The sequence below is a fragment of the Nocardia sp. NPDC058705 genome (assembly GCF_042749305.1).
Taxonomy (GTDB): domain Bacteria; phylum Actinomycetota; class Actinomycetes; order Mycobacteriales; family Mycobacteriaceae; genus Nocardia.
The window spans coordinates 67123-84045 of record NZ_JBHYRN010000012.1 but is presented as its reverse complement, the minus strand read 5'-3'; the positions used below and the strand labels follow the sequence as shown (position 1 = coordinate 84045).

General features: G+C 66.0%; 17 protein-coding genes. 7 read left to right on the top strand and 10 right to left on the bottom strand.

The genetic code is table 11. The annotated features are described in order from the left end of the window. Positions 1–134: 134 nt before the first annotated feature. Positions 135–551, bottom strand: a complete 417-nt coding sequence (locus tag ACFW6D_RS16380) for a DUF5318 domain-containing protein (RefSeq protein WP_170112103.1) — start codon at positions 549–551, stop codon at positions 135–137. A gap of 173 nt (positions 552–724) precedes the next feature. Here ACFW6D_RS16380 and ACFW6D_RS16375 point away from each other — a divergent pair, with 173 nt between their 5' ends. Continuing rightward, positions 725–1282 (top strand): PadR family transcriptional regulator, encoded by a 558-nt coding sequence (locus ACFW6D_RS16375; protein WP_379238509.1) that lies wholly within the window; start codon positions 725–727, stop codon positions 1280–1282. Continuing rightward, positions 1275–2384: an inositol-3-phosphate synthase gene (locus ACFW6D_RS16370; RefSeq protein WP_379328913.1), complete on the top strand. Its 1110-nt coding sequence runs from the start codon at positions 1275–1277 to the stop codon at positions 2382–2384. The genes ACFW6D_RS16375 and ACFW6D_RS16370 overlap by 8 nt, the downstream gene beginning before the upstream one ends. A gap of 54 nt (positions 2385–2438) precedes the next feature. Here the strand turns inward: ACFW6D_RS16370 and ACFW6D_RS16365 are convergent, their stop codons facing one another. From ACFW6D_RS16365 to ACFW6D_RS16340, 6 genes are all read right to left on the bottom strand, one after another. After that, positions 2439–2870: a GyrI-like domain-containing protein gene (locus ACFW6D_RS16365; protein ID WP_378634896.1), complete on the bottom strand. Its 432-nt coding sequence runs from the start codon at positions 2868–2870 to the stop codon at positions 2439–2441. Continuing rightward, the gene (locus tag ACFW6D_RS16360) at positions 2870–3325 is read right to left on the bottom strand and encodes a GyrI-like domain-containing protein (RefSeq protein WP_379328911.1); all 456 of its coding nucleotides are present in this window, start codon (positions 3323–3325) and stop codon (positions 2870–2872) included. The genes ACFW6D_RS16365 and ACFW6D_RS16360 overlap by 1 nt, the downstream gene beginning before the upstream one ends. Before the next feature lie 176 nt (positions 3326–3501). Continuing rightward, positions 3502–5862 (bottom strand): transglycosylase domain-containing protein, encoded by a 2361-nt coding sequence (locus ACFW6D_RS16355; protein ID WP_379328909.1) that lies wholly within the window; start codon positions 5860–5862, stop codon positions 3502–3504. A 94-nt stretch (positions 5863–5956) separates the two neighbouring features. After that, the gene (locus ACFW6D_RS16350) at positions 5957–6844 is read right to left on the bottom strand and encodes a carbohydrate ABC transporter permease (RefSeq protein WP_379328907.1); all 888 of its coding nucleotides are present in this window, start codon (positions 6842–6844) and stop codon (positions 5957–5959) included. Positions 6845–6855: 11 nt separating this feature from the next. After that, positions 6856–7833 carry a carbohydrate ABC transporter permease gene (locus ACFW6D_RS16345; protein WP_379328905.1) on the bottom strand — a complete coding sequence of 326 codons (978 nt, stop codon included), beginning with the start codon at positions 7831–7833 and terminating at the stop codon, positions 6856–6858. A 45-nt stretch (positions 7834–7878) separates the two neighbouring features. Continuing rightward, positions 7879–9156: an ABC transporter substrate-binding protein gene (locus ACFW6D_RS16340; RefSeq protein WP_379328903.1), complete on the bottom strand. Its 1278-nt coding sequence runs from the start codon at positions 9154–9156 to the stop codon at positions 7879–7881. Positions 9157–9418: 262 nt separating this feature from the next. Here ACFW6D_RS16340 and ACFW6D_RS16335 point away from each other — a divergent pair, with 262 nt between their 5' ends. Together ACFW6D_RS16335 and ACFW6D_RS16330 are read left to right on the top strand one after the other, a co-directional pair. Then, positions 9419–10219, top strand: coding sequence for a DUF2786 domain-containing protein (locus ACFW6D_RS16335; protein ID WP_379329020.1), 801 nt, complete (start codon positions 9419–9421; stop codon positions 10217–10219). 198 nt (positions 10220–10417) lie between these two features. Beyond that, complete coding sequence (locus ACFW6D_RS16330) at positions 10418–10945, top strand: TIGR04338 family metallohydrolase (protein WP_379328901.1); 528 nt, start codon at positions 10418–10420, stop codon at positions 10943–10945. 305 nt (positions 10946–11250) lie between these two features. Here ACFW6D_RS16330 and ACFW6D_RS16325 read toward each other — a convergent pair whose 3' ends face one another. Then, the gene (locus ACFW6D_RS16325; protein ID WP_379329018.1) at positions 11251–12201 is read right to left on the bottom strand and encodes an o-succinylbenzoate synthase; all 951 of its coding nucleotides are present in this window, start codon (positions 12199–12201) and stop codon (positions 11251–11253) included. A gap of 230 nt (positions 12202–12431) precedes the next feature. Beyond that, positions 12432–13601, bottom strand: coding sequence for a thiolase family protein (locus tag ACFW6D_RS16320; RefSeq protein ID WP_379328899.1), 1170 nt, complete (start codon positions 13599–13601; stop codon positions 12432–12434). A 97-nt stretch (positions 13602–13698) separates the two neighbouring features. Between ACFW6D_RS16320 and ACFW6D_RS16315 the strand changes: the two genes are divergently transcribed. Next, a complete protein-coding gene (locus tag ACFW6D_RS16315; protein ID WP_379328897.1) occupies positions 13699–14214 on the top strand; it encodes a winged helix-turn-helix transcriptional regulator in 516 nt (171 codons plus the stop codon). A 77-nt stretch (positions 14215–14291) separates the two neighbouring features. On the opposite strand, the gene ACFW6D_RS16310 is transcribed toward ACFW6D_RS16315, so the two are convergent. Continuing rightward, positions 14292–15371, bottom strand: coding sequence for an ABC transporter ATP-binding protein (locus tag ACFW6D_RS16310; protein WP_379328895.1), 1080 nt, complete (start codon positions 15369–15371; stop codon positions 14292–14294). A gap of 156 nt (positions 15372–15527) precedes the next feature. Here ACFW6D_RS16310 and ACFW6D_RS16305 point away from each other — a divergent pair, with 156 nt between their 5' ends. Next, the gene (locus ACFW6D_RS16305) at positions 15528–16025 is read left to right on the top strand and encodes a hypothetical protein (RefSeq protein ID WP_379328893.1); all 498 of its coding nucleotides are present in this window, start codon (positions 15528–15530) and stop codon (positions 16023–16025) included. Between the two features lie 44 nt (positions 16026–16069). Continuing rightward, the gene (locus tag ACFW6D_RS16300) at positions 16070–16864 is read left to right on the top strand and encodes an LLM class F420-dependent oxidoreductase (RefSeq protein WP_379328891.1); all 795 of its coding nucleotides are present in this window, start codon (positions 16070–16072) and stop codon (positions 16862–16864) included. The last annotated feature ends 59 nt before the right edge of the window (positions 16865–16923 follow it).

The window sequence follows — 16923 nt, the reverse complement described above, 5'->3', positions numbered from 1 at the left end:
CAGATCTCCATAACTTGTAAGGTTCGGGCACACAACATCCGCGCCGGAGTACCGGCGCGGAAAGGGTGCACCCCGAACAGCGGCGCATCACGCGGTGGCCACCATCACTCGGCAGTCCATCACTCGGCAGCACATCATTCGGCAGCAGAGCGCCGAGCTCGCGAACTCGTTCGTCGCCGAGCCGGCGCCGGGGCCGTGCCGAGTACATACGACTGCACCAGATGGTTCCAGCTGCACGAACGACACACCTCGACGACATGCACCGAGAATTCCTCGTTCGACTCTGCCATCCGAATCAGTTCCTCGGGTGTGCGCGCCGACCCAGCCGCTTGGCCGAGCCCGTCACCGAACACCCACGAAACCAACGTCAGCTGCTCTTTTCGACAGATCGGGCAGGTCGCCTCACTGCCCCGGCCGTGAAACTTCGCGGCCCTGAGCAGATACGGATTCGCGTCGCACACCTCGGCGACGCCGACCCGCCCCGCGTAGACATCGGCCAGCAGGGACCTGCGCCGGAGCGCATAGTCCACCACCTGCCGCTGAATTCGCACGATCACCAGAGTAGCGGGGTTCAGATAGGCACGCCCATGGCACAAGAGATGACGGAGTGATCTGCGTCATTACGTTGTGCGTTGTTATATCGGCCCGATATAGTTGGAACTCGCATCCACGGTTAGGTTCGTACGGTCTGTCAGGCCGTCATAGTCAGGGAGTGAGGTCGGCAGTGCTCGAATTGGCGATTCTCGGCCTGCTCCTCGACGCGCCCATGCACGGTTACGAGCTGCGCAAGCGGTTGACGGGCCTGCTCGGGGCGTTCCGGGCCTTCTCCTACGGTTCGCTCTACCCGACGCTGCGCAGGATGCAGGCCGACGGGTTGATCGCCGAGGAGCTTCCGGAGGGCGCGATCGCGCGCCGTGCGCGCCGCGTCTACCGGCTCACGCCGGTCGGGCGGGAACGGTTCTCCGAACTTCTTGCCGACACCGGTCCGCAGAACTACACCGATGACGGTTTCGGCGTTCACCTCGCCTTCTTCAGCCGCACTCCCGCCGAGGCGAGAATGCGGATCCTGGAGGGCAGGCGGCGTCAGGTCGAGGAGCGACGAGAGGGTCTGCGGGAGGCGATCAAGAAGGCCAGTGGGTCTTTGGATCGCTACACCAAGCAGCTCCACCAGCTCGGATTGGAATCAAGCGAGCGCGAAGTGCGCTGGCTCAACGAGTTGATTGCGGCGGAGCAATCGACGAAGGCGGCACCACAGAAAGAGGGAAAGAGCGGCCATGAGTGATGTCAACAAGGTTGGATCCGGCGAAGTCCGCGTCGCGATCGTCGGTGTGGGCAACTGCGCATCGTCGCTCGTGCAGGGCGTGCAGTACTACAAGGACGCCGACGAGAACCAGGTCGTTCCCGGCCTCATGCACGTCAAGTTCGGCACCTACCACGTGCGCGACGTGAAGTTCGTGGCCGCGTTCGATGTCGACGCCAAGAAGGTCGGCTTCGACCTGGCGGAGGCCATCTTCGCCAGCGAGAACAACACCATCAAGATCTCCGATGTGCCGCCGACCGACGTGACGGTCCTGCGTGGCCCGACCCTCGACGGCATCGGCAAGTACTACTCCGAGACCATCGAGCAGTCCGAGGCGCCCGCGGTAGACGTGGTCAAGGCGCTCAAGGATGCCAAGGTCGACGTGCTGGTTTCCTACCTGCCGGTGGGTTCCGAAGAAGCCGACAAGTTCTACGCGCAGTGCGCGATCGACGCGAACGTCGCCTTCGTCAACGCGCTGCCGGTCTTCATCGCCTCCGACCCGGTCTGGGCGCAGAAGTTCGTCGACGCCGGTGTCCCGATCGTCGGCGACGACATCAAGTCCCAGGTCGGCGCGACCATCACCCACCGCGTGATGGCCAAGCTGTTCGAAGACCGCGGCGTGGTGCTCGATCGCACCTACCAGCTCAATGTCGGCGGCAACATGGACTTCAAGAACATGCTCGAGCGCGAGCGTCTGGAGTCGAAGAAGGTCTCCAAGACCCAGGCCGTCACCTCGAACCTCACCGGTTCGCTGGCGGGCAAGGTCCACGACCGCAACGTCCACATCGGTCCCTCGGACTACGTGGAGTGGCTCGACGACCGCAAGTGGGCCTACGTGCGCCTCGAGGGTCGCGCCTTCGGTGACGCCCCGATCAACCTGGAGTACAAGCTCGAGGTGTGGGATTCGCCGAACTCGGCAGGCATCATCATCGACGCTGTCCGCGCGGCGAAGATCGCCAAGGACCGCGGCATCGGCGGACCGGTCATTCCGGCTTCGGCCTACCTGATGAAGTCCCCGCCCGTGCAGATCGCCGACGATGTCGCGCGCACTCAGCTCGAGGCGTTCATCATCGGTGCCGATTAATCACTGAACGAAAAAGCCGGTGCCCCATGATCTTTCGTGGGGCACCGGCTTTTTCTAATCCAGGGAGACGTACACCTCGACGGAAGTCGGTCCGGTGTAGCGCTCGAGTTCGGCGGTGTGTGAGCGGGTGATGGTGCCTGCGTTCTCGGCTTTGATGACCTGTGCCCAGGCGGTGCGTAGTAGGTCGTATGGCTTGTCCGAGACCACGAACTTGGCGTAGCGGCCCGCTGGAATGCGGGTGAGTACGTCGCCTTCATCGATGTCGTCGAGGCCTGCTACCTCGTAACCGAGCACGGCCACCGCGTGATCGTTCTGGCCGATGTAGGCCGCGGCGCGTGGCACGGTTTTCTCTCGTGACAGGTATCTATCCCAGGTGAAATTCACCAGATCGAGGTCGCGCGCGGTGACCTCACGCCCGGCCAACGGCACGGTGAGGCCCGCGATCAGCCCGTCGTCGAGGGTGACGATTTCGAAATCAACGGCCATCAGCTGTTCTTCTCCTCGATCAGCGAAACGAAGATCTCGACGGTGTTCTCGTCGGGATACTGCTCGCAGTCGCCGGTGTAGGCCCGCTCGAATTCACCCGCGGCCTCGGCGTCCCAGACCTGGCGCCACAGCCCGACGATGGTGTCGCCGAGGTTGTCGCCGCTGGCGACGAAGCGCGCGTAGCGGCCCGCGGGGATTCGGCCGAGCACATCGCCCGCCTGCAGGTCGGCGAGCGTTTTGCACTCGTAGCCGACGATGTGAGTCAGGTAGGAATTGATCTCCGGCGCGAAATCCACGTAGCCCGTCGCGACCGGCCCCGGTAACGTTCTCGCCCGCAGGTGCGCCCATGCCTCGACCACCTTGGCGCGGCGCGGCCCCTCGACGGCGAGCGCCGGACTGCGGAGCACCGTGCCCGCGATCAGCGTCTCGGGACGGTCAACGACATTGAAATCCACCTGCGTAGCCCCTATGTCTAGTGTTCCTCGCATGTCGGTACCGACCGCACATCCTCCCGTATCGGTCCGACAGGTTCCGCGCCGGGATCATTCGACCTGGTCGGGCGGTTCGCGCTCTGGGCAACGATGTTGCCATGTCCCCACGGTAGTCGGGTGCGGCTGCGCCAACTCGTGATCTATCGCGGCCCTTCGCCACCGAGCCCGGGGAACAGCTCGCCGGGCGCCGCGGGCGTCGGCGCGGGCGGAATGATGATCAGCGGCGGCGGGGTGGGGCGCGGTGAGTTCGTCGGCGGACCGAAGATGTCGAAGCCACCGCTCGGCGGCGCCTGAGTCCCGGGGGAGGGCACCAGCGGCGGGCTCGGCAGCGGCTGCACCTCGAACTGTTCGACCGGTGTCCCCGCCAGCGCGGCGTCCATCGTCTGCTTCCAGATGTCGGCCGGCAGCCCCGAACCCCAGATGGCCCCGCCGCGCCCGTTGCGCAGCGGCTGCGGGTGCTCGGTGCCCACCCACACCGCGGTCGACAGCGAGGGCGTGTACCCGACCATCCACGCGTCCTTGTTGTCCTTGGTCTCGCCGAGTTGGGTGGTTCCCGTCTTGCTCGCCGACTGTCTGCCCTCGGCGAGGCCGTGCCCGTTGGAGTAGTTGGCGATCGGCAGCATCGCCGAGGTGGTGGCGTCGGCGATGGCGGCGGTGATGCGCTGTTCGGGTTCCGAGAGTTGCCTTCCCGCACGGTTTTCCGCACCACGGTCGAGCAGCACCCGGCCGTCGCCGGTGCTCACCTTCTGTACGAAGTAGGGCTGGTGGTAGATCCCGGAGGCGGCCAGCGTCGCGTAGGCCGACGCCATGTCGATGGGCCGCACCAGATACTGCCCGAGCACGATGCCGTTGAGCGGGTATCCGTCCGGCTCGGAAAGGCTCACGCCGTCGACGCCGGGAATGTATTCGGGGATACCGGCCAGGTGCGCGGCCTCGGCGATCGAGCGTGGGCCGTCGGCCATCGTCATGGTGAGCCGGTAGAAGCTGGTGTTGAGCGAGCGTTTGAGCGCCTCGGCGAGCGAGCAGCGCCCGCACGAGTCGCCCTCCACATTGGTGATCTCGGTGCCGCGGTCGGTGATCGGCGAGCTGTCCATCGCCCGCGTCACCGGGATGCCCTGCTGTTGGGCGGCGACGAGCGCGAAAACCTTGAACGCCGAACCGGTTTGGAGCGGTGCCTGCGCGAAATCGAAGCCGGTGCCGTCCTCGCCGCCGTAGTAGGCGCGCACCGCCCCGCTGCGCGGATCGATCGATACCACCGCCGAGCGCAGTTCCGGTGGCTGCCACGAGAAACGTTCACGCACCGAGTCGACCGCACCGGCCTGCGCTGCGGCGTCGATGGTGGTGGTGATCTGCAGTGCGCCCGTGTTGATGTCGGCGTCGTCGAGGCCCGCGGCCCGCAGTTCGCGCAGCACCTGGGTGCGGATGTGGCCTTCGGGTCCGAGCGCCACCGCTTCCACGGACACGTCATCCAGGGGGATGATCGGCGGGAACACCGTCGCGTCACGATCACCGGGTGCCAGCACGTTCATCTCGACCATCCCGTCCAGGACGTACTGCCAGCGCGCCCGCAACTGGTCGAAATGGTTCTCCGGATCCAGCACCGAGGGAGAGCGGATCACCGCCGCCAGCACCGCGCCCTCGGCGAGGGTCAGCTCGGGCACCGGCTTGGCGAAATAGGCCTTCGACGCGGCGGCGATCCCGTATGCCCCGCGCCCGTAGTAGATGGTGTTGAGGTAGGCGGACAGGATCTCGTCCTTGCTCCACTGCCGCGCCATCTTCGCCGCGATGATCAGCTCCCGCATCTTGCGGGTCACGGTGCGTTCGGAGCTGAGGAAGGCGTTCTTCACGTACTGCTGGGTGATCGTCGAGCCGCCGCCCGCGTTGTCCTGGCCGGTCAGATTGTCGCGGGCGGCGCGCAGGAAGCCGCTGGTCGAGTAACCGGCGTTGGTGTAGAAGGTGCGGTCCTCGGCCGCCAGCACGGCGTCACGCACCGGATACGGCACGTCCGTGAGCGGGATGGGAATCCGATTGCCCTGTGGCGGAATGAATTTCGTCAGCACGGTGGTGCCGTCGGCGGCGAGCACGGTGGCGGGTTGTTCGACCGCGACCTCGGCCGGTTCGGGTATCTCCGAACTCCAGTACACGGCCACGAGCAGCAGGGCGGGCACACACACGAAGATCAGGAAGAGCGCGAGCAGCAATCGGCGGATGCGCTGGCCTCTGGTGCGCGGTCGACGTTGCTGAGCGTCGGTACCGAGCCGCGCGGACTGTTCCCGCCGAGCCGCGCCTTTGCCGGGGGGATCGCCGCCGAACCGCGCAGCCTGGTCCCGGCGCGCCGCGCCCTTGTCAGGCGGGTTGTCGGCGGCGAGTCTGGCTGCTTGCGCCCGTCGTGCCGCTCCCTTTGCCGACTTCTGCTCGTTCGCCAGCGGATCGCGGAACCCGGCTATCGAGGTGTACGGCACGTCCTCGTCGGAACGCCCGCGCCCGCGCTGGGAGGCCACACCATCTCCTTTCGGAGCGAGAAGAACTCACCTGCACCGACGTCGATATCGGTGCAGGCGACTCTACCCGGCGGTACGCCCGGATCCCGGCAGGTCAGCTCTTGACGCCGCCCGCGGTGAGACCGGAGATGATGCGGCGCTGGAAGATCAGCACCATGATCACCAGCGGCACGGTGACGATCACGCCCGCCGCCATGATCGCCGCGTACGGCTGCACCAGCGGGTCGTTGCCCGAGAAGCTCGCGATCGCGACCGTCACCGGCTTGGTGTCGTCGCCAGAGAGCAACCGGGCCAGCAGGTATTCGTTGATCGAGGCGATGAACGCCAGGATCGCGGTGGTGAACACCGCGGGCGCGGCCAGCGGCAGCATGATCAACCGGAAGGCCTGGAACTTGCTCGCACCGTCGATGCGCGCGGCTTCTTCGAGCTCCCACGGCAGTTCGGCGAAGAACGAGGCCAGGATGTAGACCGTCATCGGCAGCACGAACGAGATGTTCGGGATGATCATCGCCTGGTACTGGCCGATCCAGCCGATGTCGGTGAACAGCTGGAACAGCGGTGTCACCAGCACCACGGCGGGGAACATCGACGCCGACAGGATCAGCCCCGAGATCAGGTACTTGCCTGCGAAGGTCATCCGCGCCAGCGCGTAGGCCGCGAGGACGCCAAGGATCAGCGCCACGGCGGTGGTCGCCGAGCCGATGATCACGCTGTTGAGGATCGCCTTGCCGAAGTTGTTGCCGCGGCTGGTGTCGAAGGCGTTGCGGAAGTTCTCCAGCGTCACGTGGGTGGGCCACGGGGTGCTGTCGAAGGTGTGGGCCGGGTCGCGGAAGGCGACAACGGCCATCCAGTAGAACGGTCCGAGACCCCACACCAGCACGATGGCGACGCCGAGGTACATCCGCACGGTGCCGAACCGCTTGCGCCACGACACCGGCTGCTTGGGCACCGAATTCGACTCGGCGCCAGCTTCTTTGGTCATCGAGATGCTCATCAGTTCGCCTTCCGCTGTTCTTCCTGCGTGCGAACGGCGTTGGCGCCCAGCACCTTCACCAGGACGAACGCGATCGCGAAGACGAGCAAGAACGTGATCACCGACAGTGCCGCGGCGCTGTTGGGACCTTGGCGCACCTGCTCGACCACCAGGATCGACAGCGTGTTGGTCGCCGGGTTCGCGCCGGTCATGATCGCGGGCAGGTCGTACATGCGCAGCGCGTCCATCGTGCGGAACAGCACCGCCACCAGCAGCGCGGGCTTGAGCAGCGGCAGCGTGATGTGCAGGAACCGCTGCCAGGCCGACGCACCGTCGACCTTGGCCGCCTCGTACACATCGGCCGGAATCACCTGCAGCCCGGCCAGAATCAGCAGCGCCATGAACGGCGTGGTCTTCCACACGTCGGCCGCGATCACCGCGAAGCGCGAGGCCCACACATCCGAGGTCCACAGGATGTGCGTGCCGAGCACCCGGTTCACGACACCGTCGTACTGGAACATGAACTCCCACAACCGCGCTGTGACCGCGGTCGGAATCGCCCACGGGATCAGCACGGCGGCACGAAGCAGCGCCCGGCCGCGGAATGTCTTGCCCATCACCATGGCCATACCCAGACCCAGCAGGGCCTCGAGCGATACCGTGATCACGGTGAAGAACAGGGTGATCCCGACCGCCGACCAGAACTGTGAGCCGAGCGTGCCGGTGGGGCACGACACCGTGCCCATCAGCGACCCGCACTGCTGCATCAGCCAGTGCGTGTAGTTGCTGAACCCGGCGCCGCCGCCCTCGACGAACATCCCGGTGGCCGGGTCGATGCCGGAGTCCTTTTGCGTGGACATCCAGATCGCCTCGACCACCGGATAACCGATGACCACGGCCAGTGCGACCAGCACAGGCGCGACGAACAGCCACGCCTTGCCGGATTGTCGCAGGTGCAGCGCTAGCCCGCGCTGCTTGGCTCCCGAAGGATCCGACACCGTTACTACTCTCCTACGGTCTGGTCGGGTCCGCTGCGCGTACCGCTACGAACCTGCGGTCTCGATGCCCTTTTGCATGCCCGCGACGGCGTCGTCGACGGACTTGGCACCGGTCAGTGCAGCATAAGCGTTGTCCTGGATGGCCTTCGACACCAGCGGATAGAACGGGGTCACCGGACGCGGCACCGCGCTGGCGATGGATTCCTTCAGCGTGGGCAGGTACGGCATCTTCGCGATCAGGGCCGGGTCGTCGTAGAGCGAGGTGCGCACCGAGGGCAGCGAGCCCGAGGCGATGATCTGCTGCGCCTCTTCGCTGATCAGGTAGCGAACGAAGTCAGCGGCGGTGGCCTTGTTCTTGGAGAACGCGCTGATCGCGGCGTTGTAGCCGCCGAGGGTCGAGGCGCCGACGCCGGTGTTGCCCGGCAGCGGTGCGACGCCGAACTTGTCCTCCACCGCGGAGCCGTCGGCCGAGGCCTGGGCGTAGAGGTAGGGCCAGTTGCGCAGGAACAGCAGCTTGCCTTCCTCGAACGCGCTGGCGCTCTCGCCTTCCTTGAAGGTGATGGCTTCCTTGGGGATGTCACCGTTCTTGTAGGCGTCGACGAGGACCTTCAGGCCCGCCTTCGACTCCGGGCTGTTCACGGTGGGGGTCTTGCCGTCGGCACCGACGAAGCTGCCGCCGAAGGCGTTGATGACCTCGGAGGTGTTCACGGTCAGGCCCTCGTAGGGGGCGAGCTGACCGGCGTAGCAACCCATGTTGTTGTCGCGGGCCACCTGGCACTGGCCGAGCATCTCGGTCCAGGTCTTCGGCGGGTTGGGCACCAGGTCCTTGCGGTAGTACAGCAGGCCGCCGTTGGTGTTCTTCGGGGCCGCGTACAGCTTGCCGTTGTAGGTGGCGCTGGCCACGGTCGGCGCGAGCAGCGGCGCGGTGTCGATCGCGAAGCTGCCCTCGAGCGGCTGGACCCAGCCCTTCGCGGCGAACTCTGCGGTGTCCTTCACGTCGAGGGCGACGACGTCGTAGCCGTCCTGCTTGGCGCGGAAGTGCTCGGCGAGGTCGTCGTGCTGCTGGGTGCCGTCGGCCGACTGCTCCTTGAACGTCACCTGCTCGTTCGGGTGCGCGGCGTTCCAGCGATCGATGAGCTGTTTCACCACACCGGTTTCGGTGGTGTCCTTGCCCTCGACGTAGGTGATCGGGCCGTGCCCGGTCAGGTTCTGGTCGAGCGCGTTCCCACCGTCGTCACTCGAGCATCCACTGGCGAACGTTGCGGTGAGCAGGGCGATCGAGGCAGCAGCCATCGTCGCTCTGGGGACAAACTTCAAAGCCATCGCGGACACTCCAGGGTCAAGACGTGAGCAGCAGCACACCGTGCGGTGCAACAGGCAACATACAGTATTTGTGGCGGGCCGGGGCCCGCGTGTTCTCGGCCCTGAGGGCCTCGATCTTCCCTCCCTGCGGGCACTCCTTCGTCGCACCCTCCGGTCAGTCCAGATCGAGGCGGCCGAGAACGGGCAAAGACTTACACAGTTTGTGTGTCGGTGGGGTGGCTTAGGGTCATTGCTTGTGACAAGTCCCGCGACCCCTGATCGGATGCTCACCCGCATCGGTGGTTTGCTGCGCAAGGCCGAGTCCACCGACAACGCCCACGAGGCGGAGGCCTTCCTCGCCGCCGCGCAGCGACTCGCGACGAAATCCTCGATCGATCTCGCGGTCGCCCGCTCCCATGTCGCCTCGCGCGAGCGCAGGTCGGCGCCGGTGCAGCGGATCATCCCGATCGGCGAACCCGGCCGAAAAGGCTTGCGCACCTATGTCCAACTATTCGTGGCGATCGCCACAGCCAACGACGTTCGCTGCGATGTCGCCCGCACCTCCGCCCAGGTCTACGCCTACGGCTTCGCCGCCGACATCGACACCTGCGAAGCCCTCTACGCCAGCCTGCTCATCCAGATGGTTCGGGCGTCGGATCACTACATCAAATCCGGCGCGTATCGCGAGGCCACGGTCTCGAAGGTCGTCACCGAGAAGCGCTTGGGCCGCGCGGTGCGTCGCCGGGTGGAGGTCCCGGTGGCCGGGGTGACCGCGCGGCTGAACTTCCAGATGGCTTTCGCGGCCCGCATCGGCGCACGGTTGGCCGAGGTGAAAGCCGAAGTCGTCGCCGAGGAATCGGCCGTCGAGTCGACCGGAACCGCCTTGGCCCTACGCGACAAAGAAGTAGCCCTCACCGACTTCTACACGGCCACCTCCGAAGCTCGCGGAACCTGGCGCGGGCCACAGACTTCCACCGGTCACTCCGCCGCTGCCCGTCGCGCGGGGGACCGAGCGGGGCGAACGGCCCGCTTGGGTACCTCGCCGGAGCTGCCTGCCGCTCGTCGACGACTGACGGACCGATGAGTTCGTGGAACCCTGTGGGCAATCGCGGGGGCGCAGGGCCGCCCGCGCCACGGTGTCGACCGCTTGCGGATCCATCGTCGAGCGGGGCGTTCGATCCCCGGCACCCGACGCGCTTGTGGCGTGCGCCGAAACTGCTCGCCGGACACCCTCCGGGTTCGGCACGGCAGTCGAATGCGGCGACGGTCGATCGGACTAGCTGTGCCGCACCATGATTCGGCAGAGACGCAGCGTGACAGTCAGCGGGTCAAAGTGTACGACGGTGAGCAATTGGTACGTGGCGTGTTCGATCGGGCCGATGAGTTCGGGCATCGCACGGTCGACGTCTACGGTTCGCAGCTGACCTTGCCGGTGGAGCGGCGTTTTGCTTCTGTGGAGTCGGTGCAGAGTTATGTCGACAAGGTGCTTGCGCTGAATTGGGTTCGTGTGCAATGGGAGCGGGCTGCGGTGCCGGTTCGTGTCCGCGCTCGTGGTGGTTCCGCGGCGGCACATTATGAGCCCGCGAATGCTGTTCTTGCCGTGCCGCTCCACACCGGTTCGACTGCTTGGGCGCTTCGTGAACTGGTGGTCCTGCACGAACTCGCCCACCATTTGGCTGATCCTGCAGAAGCGGCGCACGGGCCTGAATTCTGTACCCGGTACGTCGAATTGGTTGACGGCGTTATCGGTGTGGAGGCCGGATTGTTGATCCGAACGACATTTTCCGGCTGTGGTGTTCGGTTCGGTTAGCTGATTGGTCGAGCCTCGGGGTTTGCCGACCCGGGTGGTTTGAGGCTGTGTTTTTGGAGCGCTGGCGCGCTCGAGCGGGGCCCCGGAGGCCCCGATCTTCCCTCCCTCCGGGTACTCCTTCGTCGCAGGAGTGACGAGTCAGCTCTAACCCGGGACCCTCCGGTCAGTCCAGATCGGGGCGGGCCCCTTTGGGTAGAGACAGCCTGGTGATTACCCATCGAGTAGGGCGCTGACCCGCTCATGTCTACGCACCCTCCGGTCAGTCCAGATCGGGGCGGGCCCCTTTGGTAGTGACTGCCTGGTGATTACCGATCGAGTAGGGCGCTGACCCGGTCGTACCGGCGCAACCACCAGTCGACCCGTTCGGGATCGGGGTGTCGGTACTTGTCGAGCAACGCGAGGTCGGGCTCCGGTGGCGCGGTCGGCACCGGCAACCACCCGTCCACCGGCAGCAGCGAATCCGCGACGAGGTCGCCTTCGAACAGCGCGAGAGTGCCTAACCCGCAGGCGAATTCGAGCTCGGGCAATGCCCCCGCCAGCGCGAGCTGCGCGGACAGCCCGACGCTGGTCTCCAGCGCCGACGACACAACGGTAGGCAGCCCGGCCGCCCCGGCCACCACCAACGCCCGCCGCACCCCACCCAGCGGCGTGCACTTGAGCACCGCCACATCAGCCGCTCCCGCCACCGCGACCCGCATCGGATCCTCGGCCCGCCGAATCGACTCATCCGCGGCGATCGGCACCGAAACCCGCGCCCGAACCTCCGCCAATTCCTCGATGGTCCGACACGGCTGCTCTACATACTCCAAACCCCCAGCAGCCCTATCGATCTCCCCGATATGCCGAACGGCTGTCTCCACGTCCCACACCGCATTCGCATCGACCCGAACAGCCCCCGCTTCCCCGATCGCCTCCCGCACCGCCGCCACCCGCGCCAAATCCTCGGCCAGAGAATCCGGATGATCAGCCACTTTCACTTTCGCAGTGGCACAACCGGATTCCCGCACAATTCGCCCCGCGCGCTCCGCATCTACCGCGGGCACAGTGCAATTCACCGGAATCCGATCGCGTACCGGCGCAGGCCACCCCACAGTCACCTGCTCAACCGCAGTGGCCAACCATCCGGCAGCCTCCCGGTCGTCATACTCGGGAAACGCGCAGAACTCCCCCCATCCCAACTCGCCGCGAATCAACATCCCCTCACGCACGGTGATCCCCCGAAACCGCGTCCGCAACGGAATCGCATAAACAAACAAGTCGGCGTCCACCCGACCGATCGTAGAGGGCCTGCAGATACCGGCAACGAACCTTCTTCCCCCGGGCAGCGCCATCGCAACCTGATCCGGAAGGCGGCGCTCACGGGTGAGCGCCGACCCCGGTGCCACGGACGCGCAGGGCGGCGACGCCCACGGTCAGCGCGGCCGCCCGATGCTACGACGCGGAGATGAGGGGCCGGCTTCGAAGGTGCTCGCGCCGACCCCGTCGTTCACAAACGTTCGATGATGGTGGCGTTGGCGAGTCCACCCGCTTCGCACATCGTCTGCAATCCGAAGCGCGCCCCACGCTGCCGCATCGCGTGTACCAGCGTCGTCATCAACCGGGCCCCGGACGCACCGAGCGGATGCCCGAGCGCGATCGCCCCACCGTTGACGTTCACCCGGCTCATATCCACCCCGGTCTCCTTGGCCCACGCCAGCACAACCGGCGAAAACGCCTCGTTGATCTCGAACAGGTCGATGTCGGAGATATCGAGACCCGCCCGCCGCAAGACCTTCTCGGTGGCCGGGATGACTGCCGTGAGCATCAGCAACGGATCGTCGCCCGCGACGGAGAAGCTGTGCAGCCGGGCCAACGGGCGCAGTCCGAGCTGCTCGGCGCGTTCGCCGGACATGATCAGCACCGCCGAACTCCCGTCGCTGACCTGACTGGCCGAGGCGGCGGTGATCTCCCAGCCGATCTGCGGGAATCGCGCCGCCATCGCGGGGTCGTAATAGGCCGGCTTCAGTTTCGCGAGGGTATCGAGAGTGCTGCCGACCCGGATCCCCTCATCTGCGCTCAGCGCGTTGATCGGCGCGAGTTCATCCGCGAAGAGCCCGTCTTTGGTTGCCCGAGCGGCCTTTTCGTGACTCCCGAGCGCGAACTCGTCGAGCTGGGTACGAGTAAGCCCCCATTTGGCGGCGATCAACTCGGCACTGATCCCCTGCGGAACGAGATCCTCGGGATAGCGCTCCGCGAAAGCAACGCCGGACAGGTCGGTGGCTCCAACAAGATTGGCCCCCATGGGAACTCGCCCCATCGATTCCACACCCGCGGCCACCACAATGTCATAGGCACCCGCGATAACCCCTTGTGCCGCAAAGTGAATCGCCTGCTGACTACTACCGCACTGCCGATCCACCGTCGTGGCGGGAACCGATTCCGGATATCCAGCGGCGAGGGCGGCCCGCCGAGTCATATTCGACCCTTGTTCCCCGGCCTGGGTGACGATCCCGCCGATCACGTCGTCGATCAGCACGGGATCGATCCCGCTGCGCTCGACCACCGCCCGCAGGCTGTGCGCCAGCAGATCAACAGGATGAACGTCGTGAAGTGCGCCGTTCGGCTTACCCCGCCCGATCGGCGTGCGTACCGCTTCGACGATGACCGCGTCTCGCATGGAAAGTCCTCTTTCGACACCGCTGACTCTAGCTGACAATAGCCAGCGTAAGCCCTAACTATCATCAACTCAAGTCAGATTGGCTATGATGTCTCTCATGGCAGCCGTGATGGAAGGACCCCTGGCCGATCTCAGCAGATGGAACACCGAAGGCTGTTCCATCGCCAGAGCCATGGACCTCATCGGCACCCGCTCCGCGATGCTCATCCTGCGTGAGGCCTACTACGGCACCCGCCGCTTCGACGGCTTCGCCCGCCGCGTGGGCATCACCGACGCCGCCGCATCGGCCCAACTCCGCAAACTCACCGCCGCCGGCCTCCTGGAAAAACGCCCCTACCAGGAAGAAGGCAAACGCACCCGCCACGAATACACCCTCACCACAATGGGCCGAGAACTACTCCCCGCCGTAGTGGCCCTGTGGCAATGGGGCGACGCGTACCTCCAGCCGGGCCCCCCGCCACTGCTCCGAGTGGACGCCGAGACAGGCGACCCGGTCCGGGTCGACCTCCGCACCCCCGACGGCACCGAAATCCCCCTCGAACGCCTGGCAGTCCGAGTGAACGACGACTACCTCCGCGACCGAGCCGAGCGCCGAAAGAAACTGGACAGCTGATCACCAGGCTCTGGTGGTTTTCCCTCTCGGGCGATGCCGCCAGGAAAGCCTGGTGATCGACTGTCCAACAAGCTGATTCAGCGCAGGCGGCGGCCGTCGACGCTGAAGAAGTACACGTGTTCGGGGTCGGCGGTCAGGCAGAGGCGATCGCCCTTGCACGGCGGGTTGCGCCAATCCACGCGCGCCACAATGGTTTCGCCGGTCTGGCCGCTCGCGCCGGCGGAGAGTGCGCGGCCGTAGACGTAGGCGTCGGAGCCGAGCTCCTCCACGACGTCGACCTCCATCTCGAGGCCGCCGTTGCCCACCTCGAGGTGTTCGGGACGGATGCCGAGCACCACAGAACCCTCACCGGCGTCGGCCACCGCGCGCGGGACCTGGACCGAGTAGCCGCCGATGGTGACGGCGCCGTCGGTGACGGGCAGCGTGAACAGGTTCATCGCGGGCGAACCCATGAAACCGGCGACGAACATGTTCGCCGGATCGCGGTGGAGGTCGCGCGGGGAGGCGCACTGCTGGAGCAGGCCGTCCTTGAGGACCGCGACGCGGTCGCCCATGGTCATCGCCTCGACCTGGTCGTGGGTGACGTAGACCGTGGTGGTGCCGAGTCGTCGCTGCAACTGCGCGATCTGGGTGCGGGTCTGCACGCGCAGTTTGGCGTCGAGGTTCGACAGGGGCTCGTCCATCAGGAACACCCGCGGCTGCCGCACGATCGCGCGTCCCATCGCGACTCGCTGACGCTGACCGCCGGACAGTGCCTTCGGCTTGCGATCCAGGTACTGCTCGAGGTCGAGCAGCTTGGCCGCCTCTAGCACCCGCTCGTCGCGCTCGGCCTTGGACACCTTGGCCAGCTTCAGCGCGAAACCCATGTTCTCCGCGACCGACATGTGCGGGTACAGCGCGTAGTTCTGGAACACCATCGCGATATCGCGATCCTTGGGTTCGGCGTTGGTCACGTCCTTCTCGCCGATCCGAATGCACCCGCTGTTGACTTCTTCGAGCCCGGCCAGCATCCGCAGCGAGGTCGACTTGCCACACCCGGAGGGCCCGACGAGGACCAGGAATTCGCCGTCGGCGATCTCGAGGTTCAGTGCGTCGACCGCGGGTTTGGTGGCACCGGCGTACAGCCGGGTAGCGCGGTCGAAAGTAACGGTAGCCATGCGTAGATCAACATCCCATCCCGGCAGGAACGTGCCGGACGATCCGAGTACGGGTTCTTATTCGGTACGAGCGCCATCACAGTAGCCGCCCCCGCGACGCCAGGCGAGGGACCTGCACGCCGGTTGTCGAGCAGTGCATCTGTGTAATCCTCGATCATGCGGAAAGTCAGAACCTGGGTTGTCATGTCGGCCGTATCGCCGATCGTTTTTCCGCTGGTCGCCGTCGGTGTGGCATACGTGGTGGACGCGATCACCGGAACTGGCGCCGACATCGCCTGGAACTGGTTGTTCGTCCTGATCCTGGGGATCGTCCTTTTCCTGCCCGGAATCTGCGCGACGCTGGTCGGTGCCGCCTTGCTCCCGCGCCGCTCCGGCGCAGTCATCACCTTCATCGGGCTGCTGCTGAGCTCGGCCGCGGCCGCATTGCTGATCACCGGCGGGCTCGATGACGCCCGCAACAGCCTCGATGGTCAACCGCGGATGACCCCGCGGTTGTCGATTTCAGAAGCGTTCGTGTTCGCGGTGCCCTACGCACTGGTCATCCTCGTCAGCCTCTATGCTGCCTGGCGAGTTATCGCGGCGGCACGCACCCGCGACGAGACCACCGGGCCCATCACACCGCAGGACCATGCGACCCCAGCGAGCTCCGGGTAGCCTCGGTCGCGGAGCAATCGGCGAGCCCTCGAGGAGCTAACGGTATGAGTCGTCCGGTGCGTATCGGAGTCCAGCTTCAGCCTCAGCACGCGCCTGATTACGGGCTGATCCGTGATGCGGTGTTGCGGGCGGAGGACGCCGGGGTCGACATCGTCTTCAACTGGGACCACTTCTTTCCGCTCACCGGTGATCCGGCGGGCGCGCACTTCGAATGCTGGACGATGCTCGGTGCTTGGGCGGAGCAGACCGAGCGGGTCGAGCTGGGTGCGCTGGTGACCGGGGGTGGGTACCGGAATCCGGATCTGCTGGCCGATATGGCGCGCACGGTCGACAACATCAGTGGTGGCAGGCTGATTCTGGGGATCGGCGCGGGCTGGTTCGAGCGGGATTACGACGAGTACGGTTATGAATTCGGTACGCCGGGTAGCAGACTGAAGTTGTTGAAGGACAGCATGTCTCGCCTCACCGCCCGGCTGGCGAAGCTGAATCCGCCGCCGGTCAGGGACATCCCGATTCTCATCGGCGGTGGTGGTGAGCGCAAAACACTCCGGCTGGTCGCCGAGTACGCCGACATCTGGCACTCCTTCGCCGATGTGTCGACGCTCGCGCACAAGAACAAGGTGCTGGCCGAGCACGCGGCGGCCGTCGGGACCGACGAGTCGCGGATCGAACGTTCGGTGCAGTGGCAGGGTCGCGACGAGGCGAAGGCGTTGCACGATGCGGGCGTCACCCTGTTCACCGTCGGCGTCTCCGGCCCCGACTACGACCTCACGGAGGTGCGTCGCGCGATCGAATGGCGCGACGAGGTGAACCCGGAAGTGCTCGAGGGGCTGGCCTGAGCCCGACCCGGAATGACAACCTGAACCGCGTGCTGCTCGAGGCGTGCCAGTGGTAGCGA

Coding starts and splice junctions, on each gene's coding strand:
- ACFW6D_RS16310 (WP_379328895.1), bottom strand. CDS start 15,371: ATGGCTACCGTTACTTTCGACCGCGCTACCCGGCTGTACGCCGGTGCC.
- ACFW6D_RS16300 (WP_379328891.1), top strand. CDS start 16,070: ATGAGTCGTCCGGTGCGTATCGGAGTCCAGCTTCAGCCTCAGCACGCG.
- ACFW6D_RS16370 (WP_379328913.1), top strand. CDS start 1,275: ATGAGTGATGTCAACAAGGTTGGATCCGGCGAAGTCCGCGTCGCGATC.
- ACFW6D_RS16335 (WP_379329020.1), top strand. CDS start 9,419: ATGCTCACCCGCATCGGTGGTTTGCTGCGCAAGGCCGAGTCCACCGAC.
- ACFW6D_RS16340 (WP_379328903.1), bottom strand. CDS start 9,156: ATGGCTTTGAAGTTTGTCCCCAGAGCGACGATGGCTGCTGCCTCGATC.
- ACFW6D_RS16305 (WP_379328893.1), top strand. CDS start 15,528: ATGCGGAAAGTCAGAACCTGGGTTGTCATGTCGGCCGTATCGCCGATC.
- ACFW6D_RS16350 (WP_379328907.1), bottom strand. CDS start 6,844: ATGACCAAAGAAGCTGGCGCCGAGTCGAATTCGGTGCCCAAGCAGCCG.
- ACFW6D_RS16315 (WP_379328897.1), top strand. CDS start 13,699: ATGGCAGCCGTGATGGAAGGACCCCTGGCCGATCTCAGCAGATGGAAC.
- ACFW6D_RS16365 (WP_378634896.1), bottom strand. CDS start 2,870: ATGGCCGTTGATTTCGAAATCGTCACCCTCGACGACGGGCTGATCGCG.
- ACFW6D_RS16320 (WP_379328899.1), bottom strand. CDS start 13,601: ATGCGAGACGCGGTCATCGTCGAAGCGGTACGCACGCCGATCGGGCGG.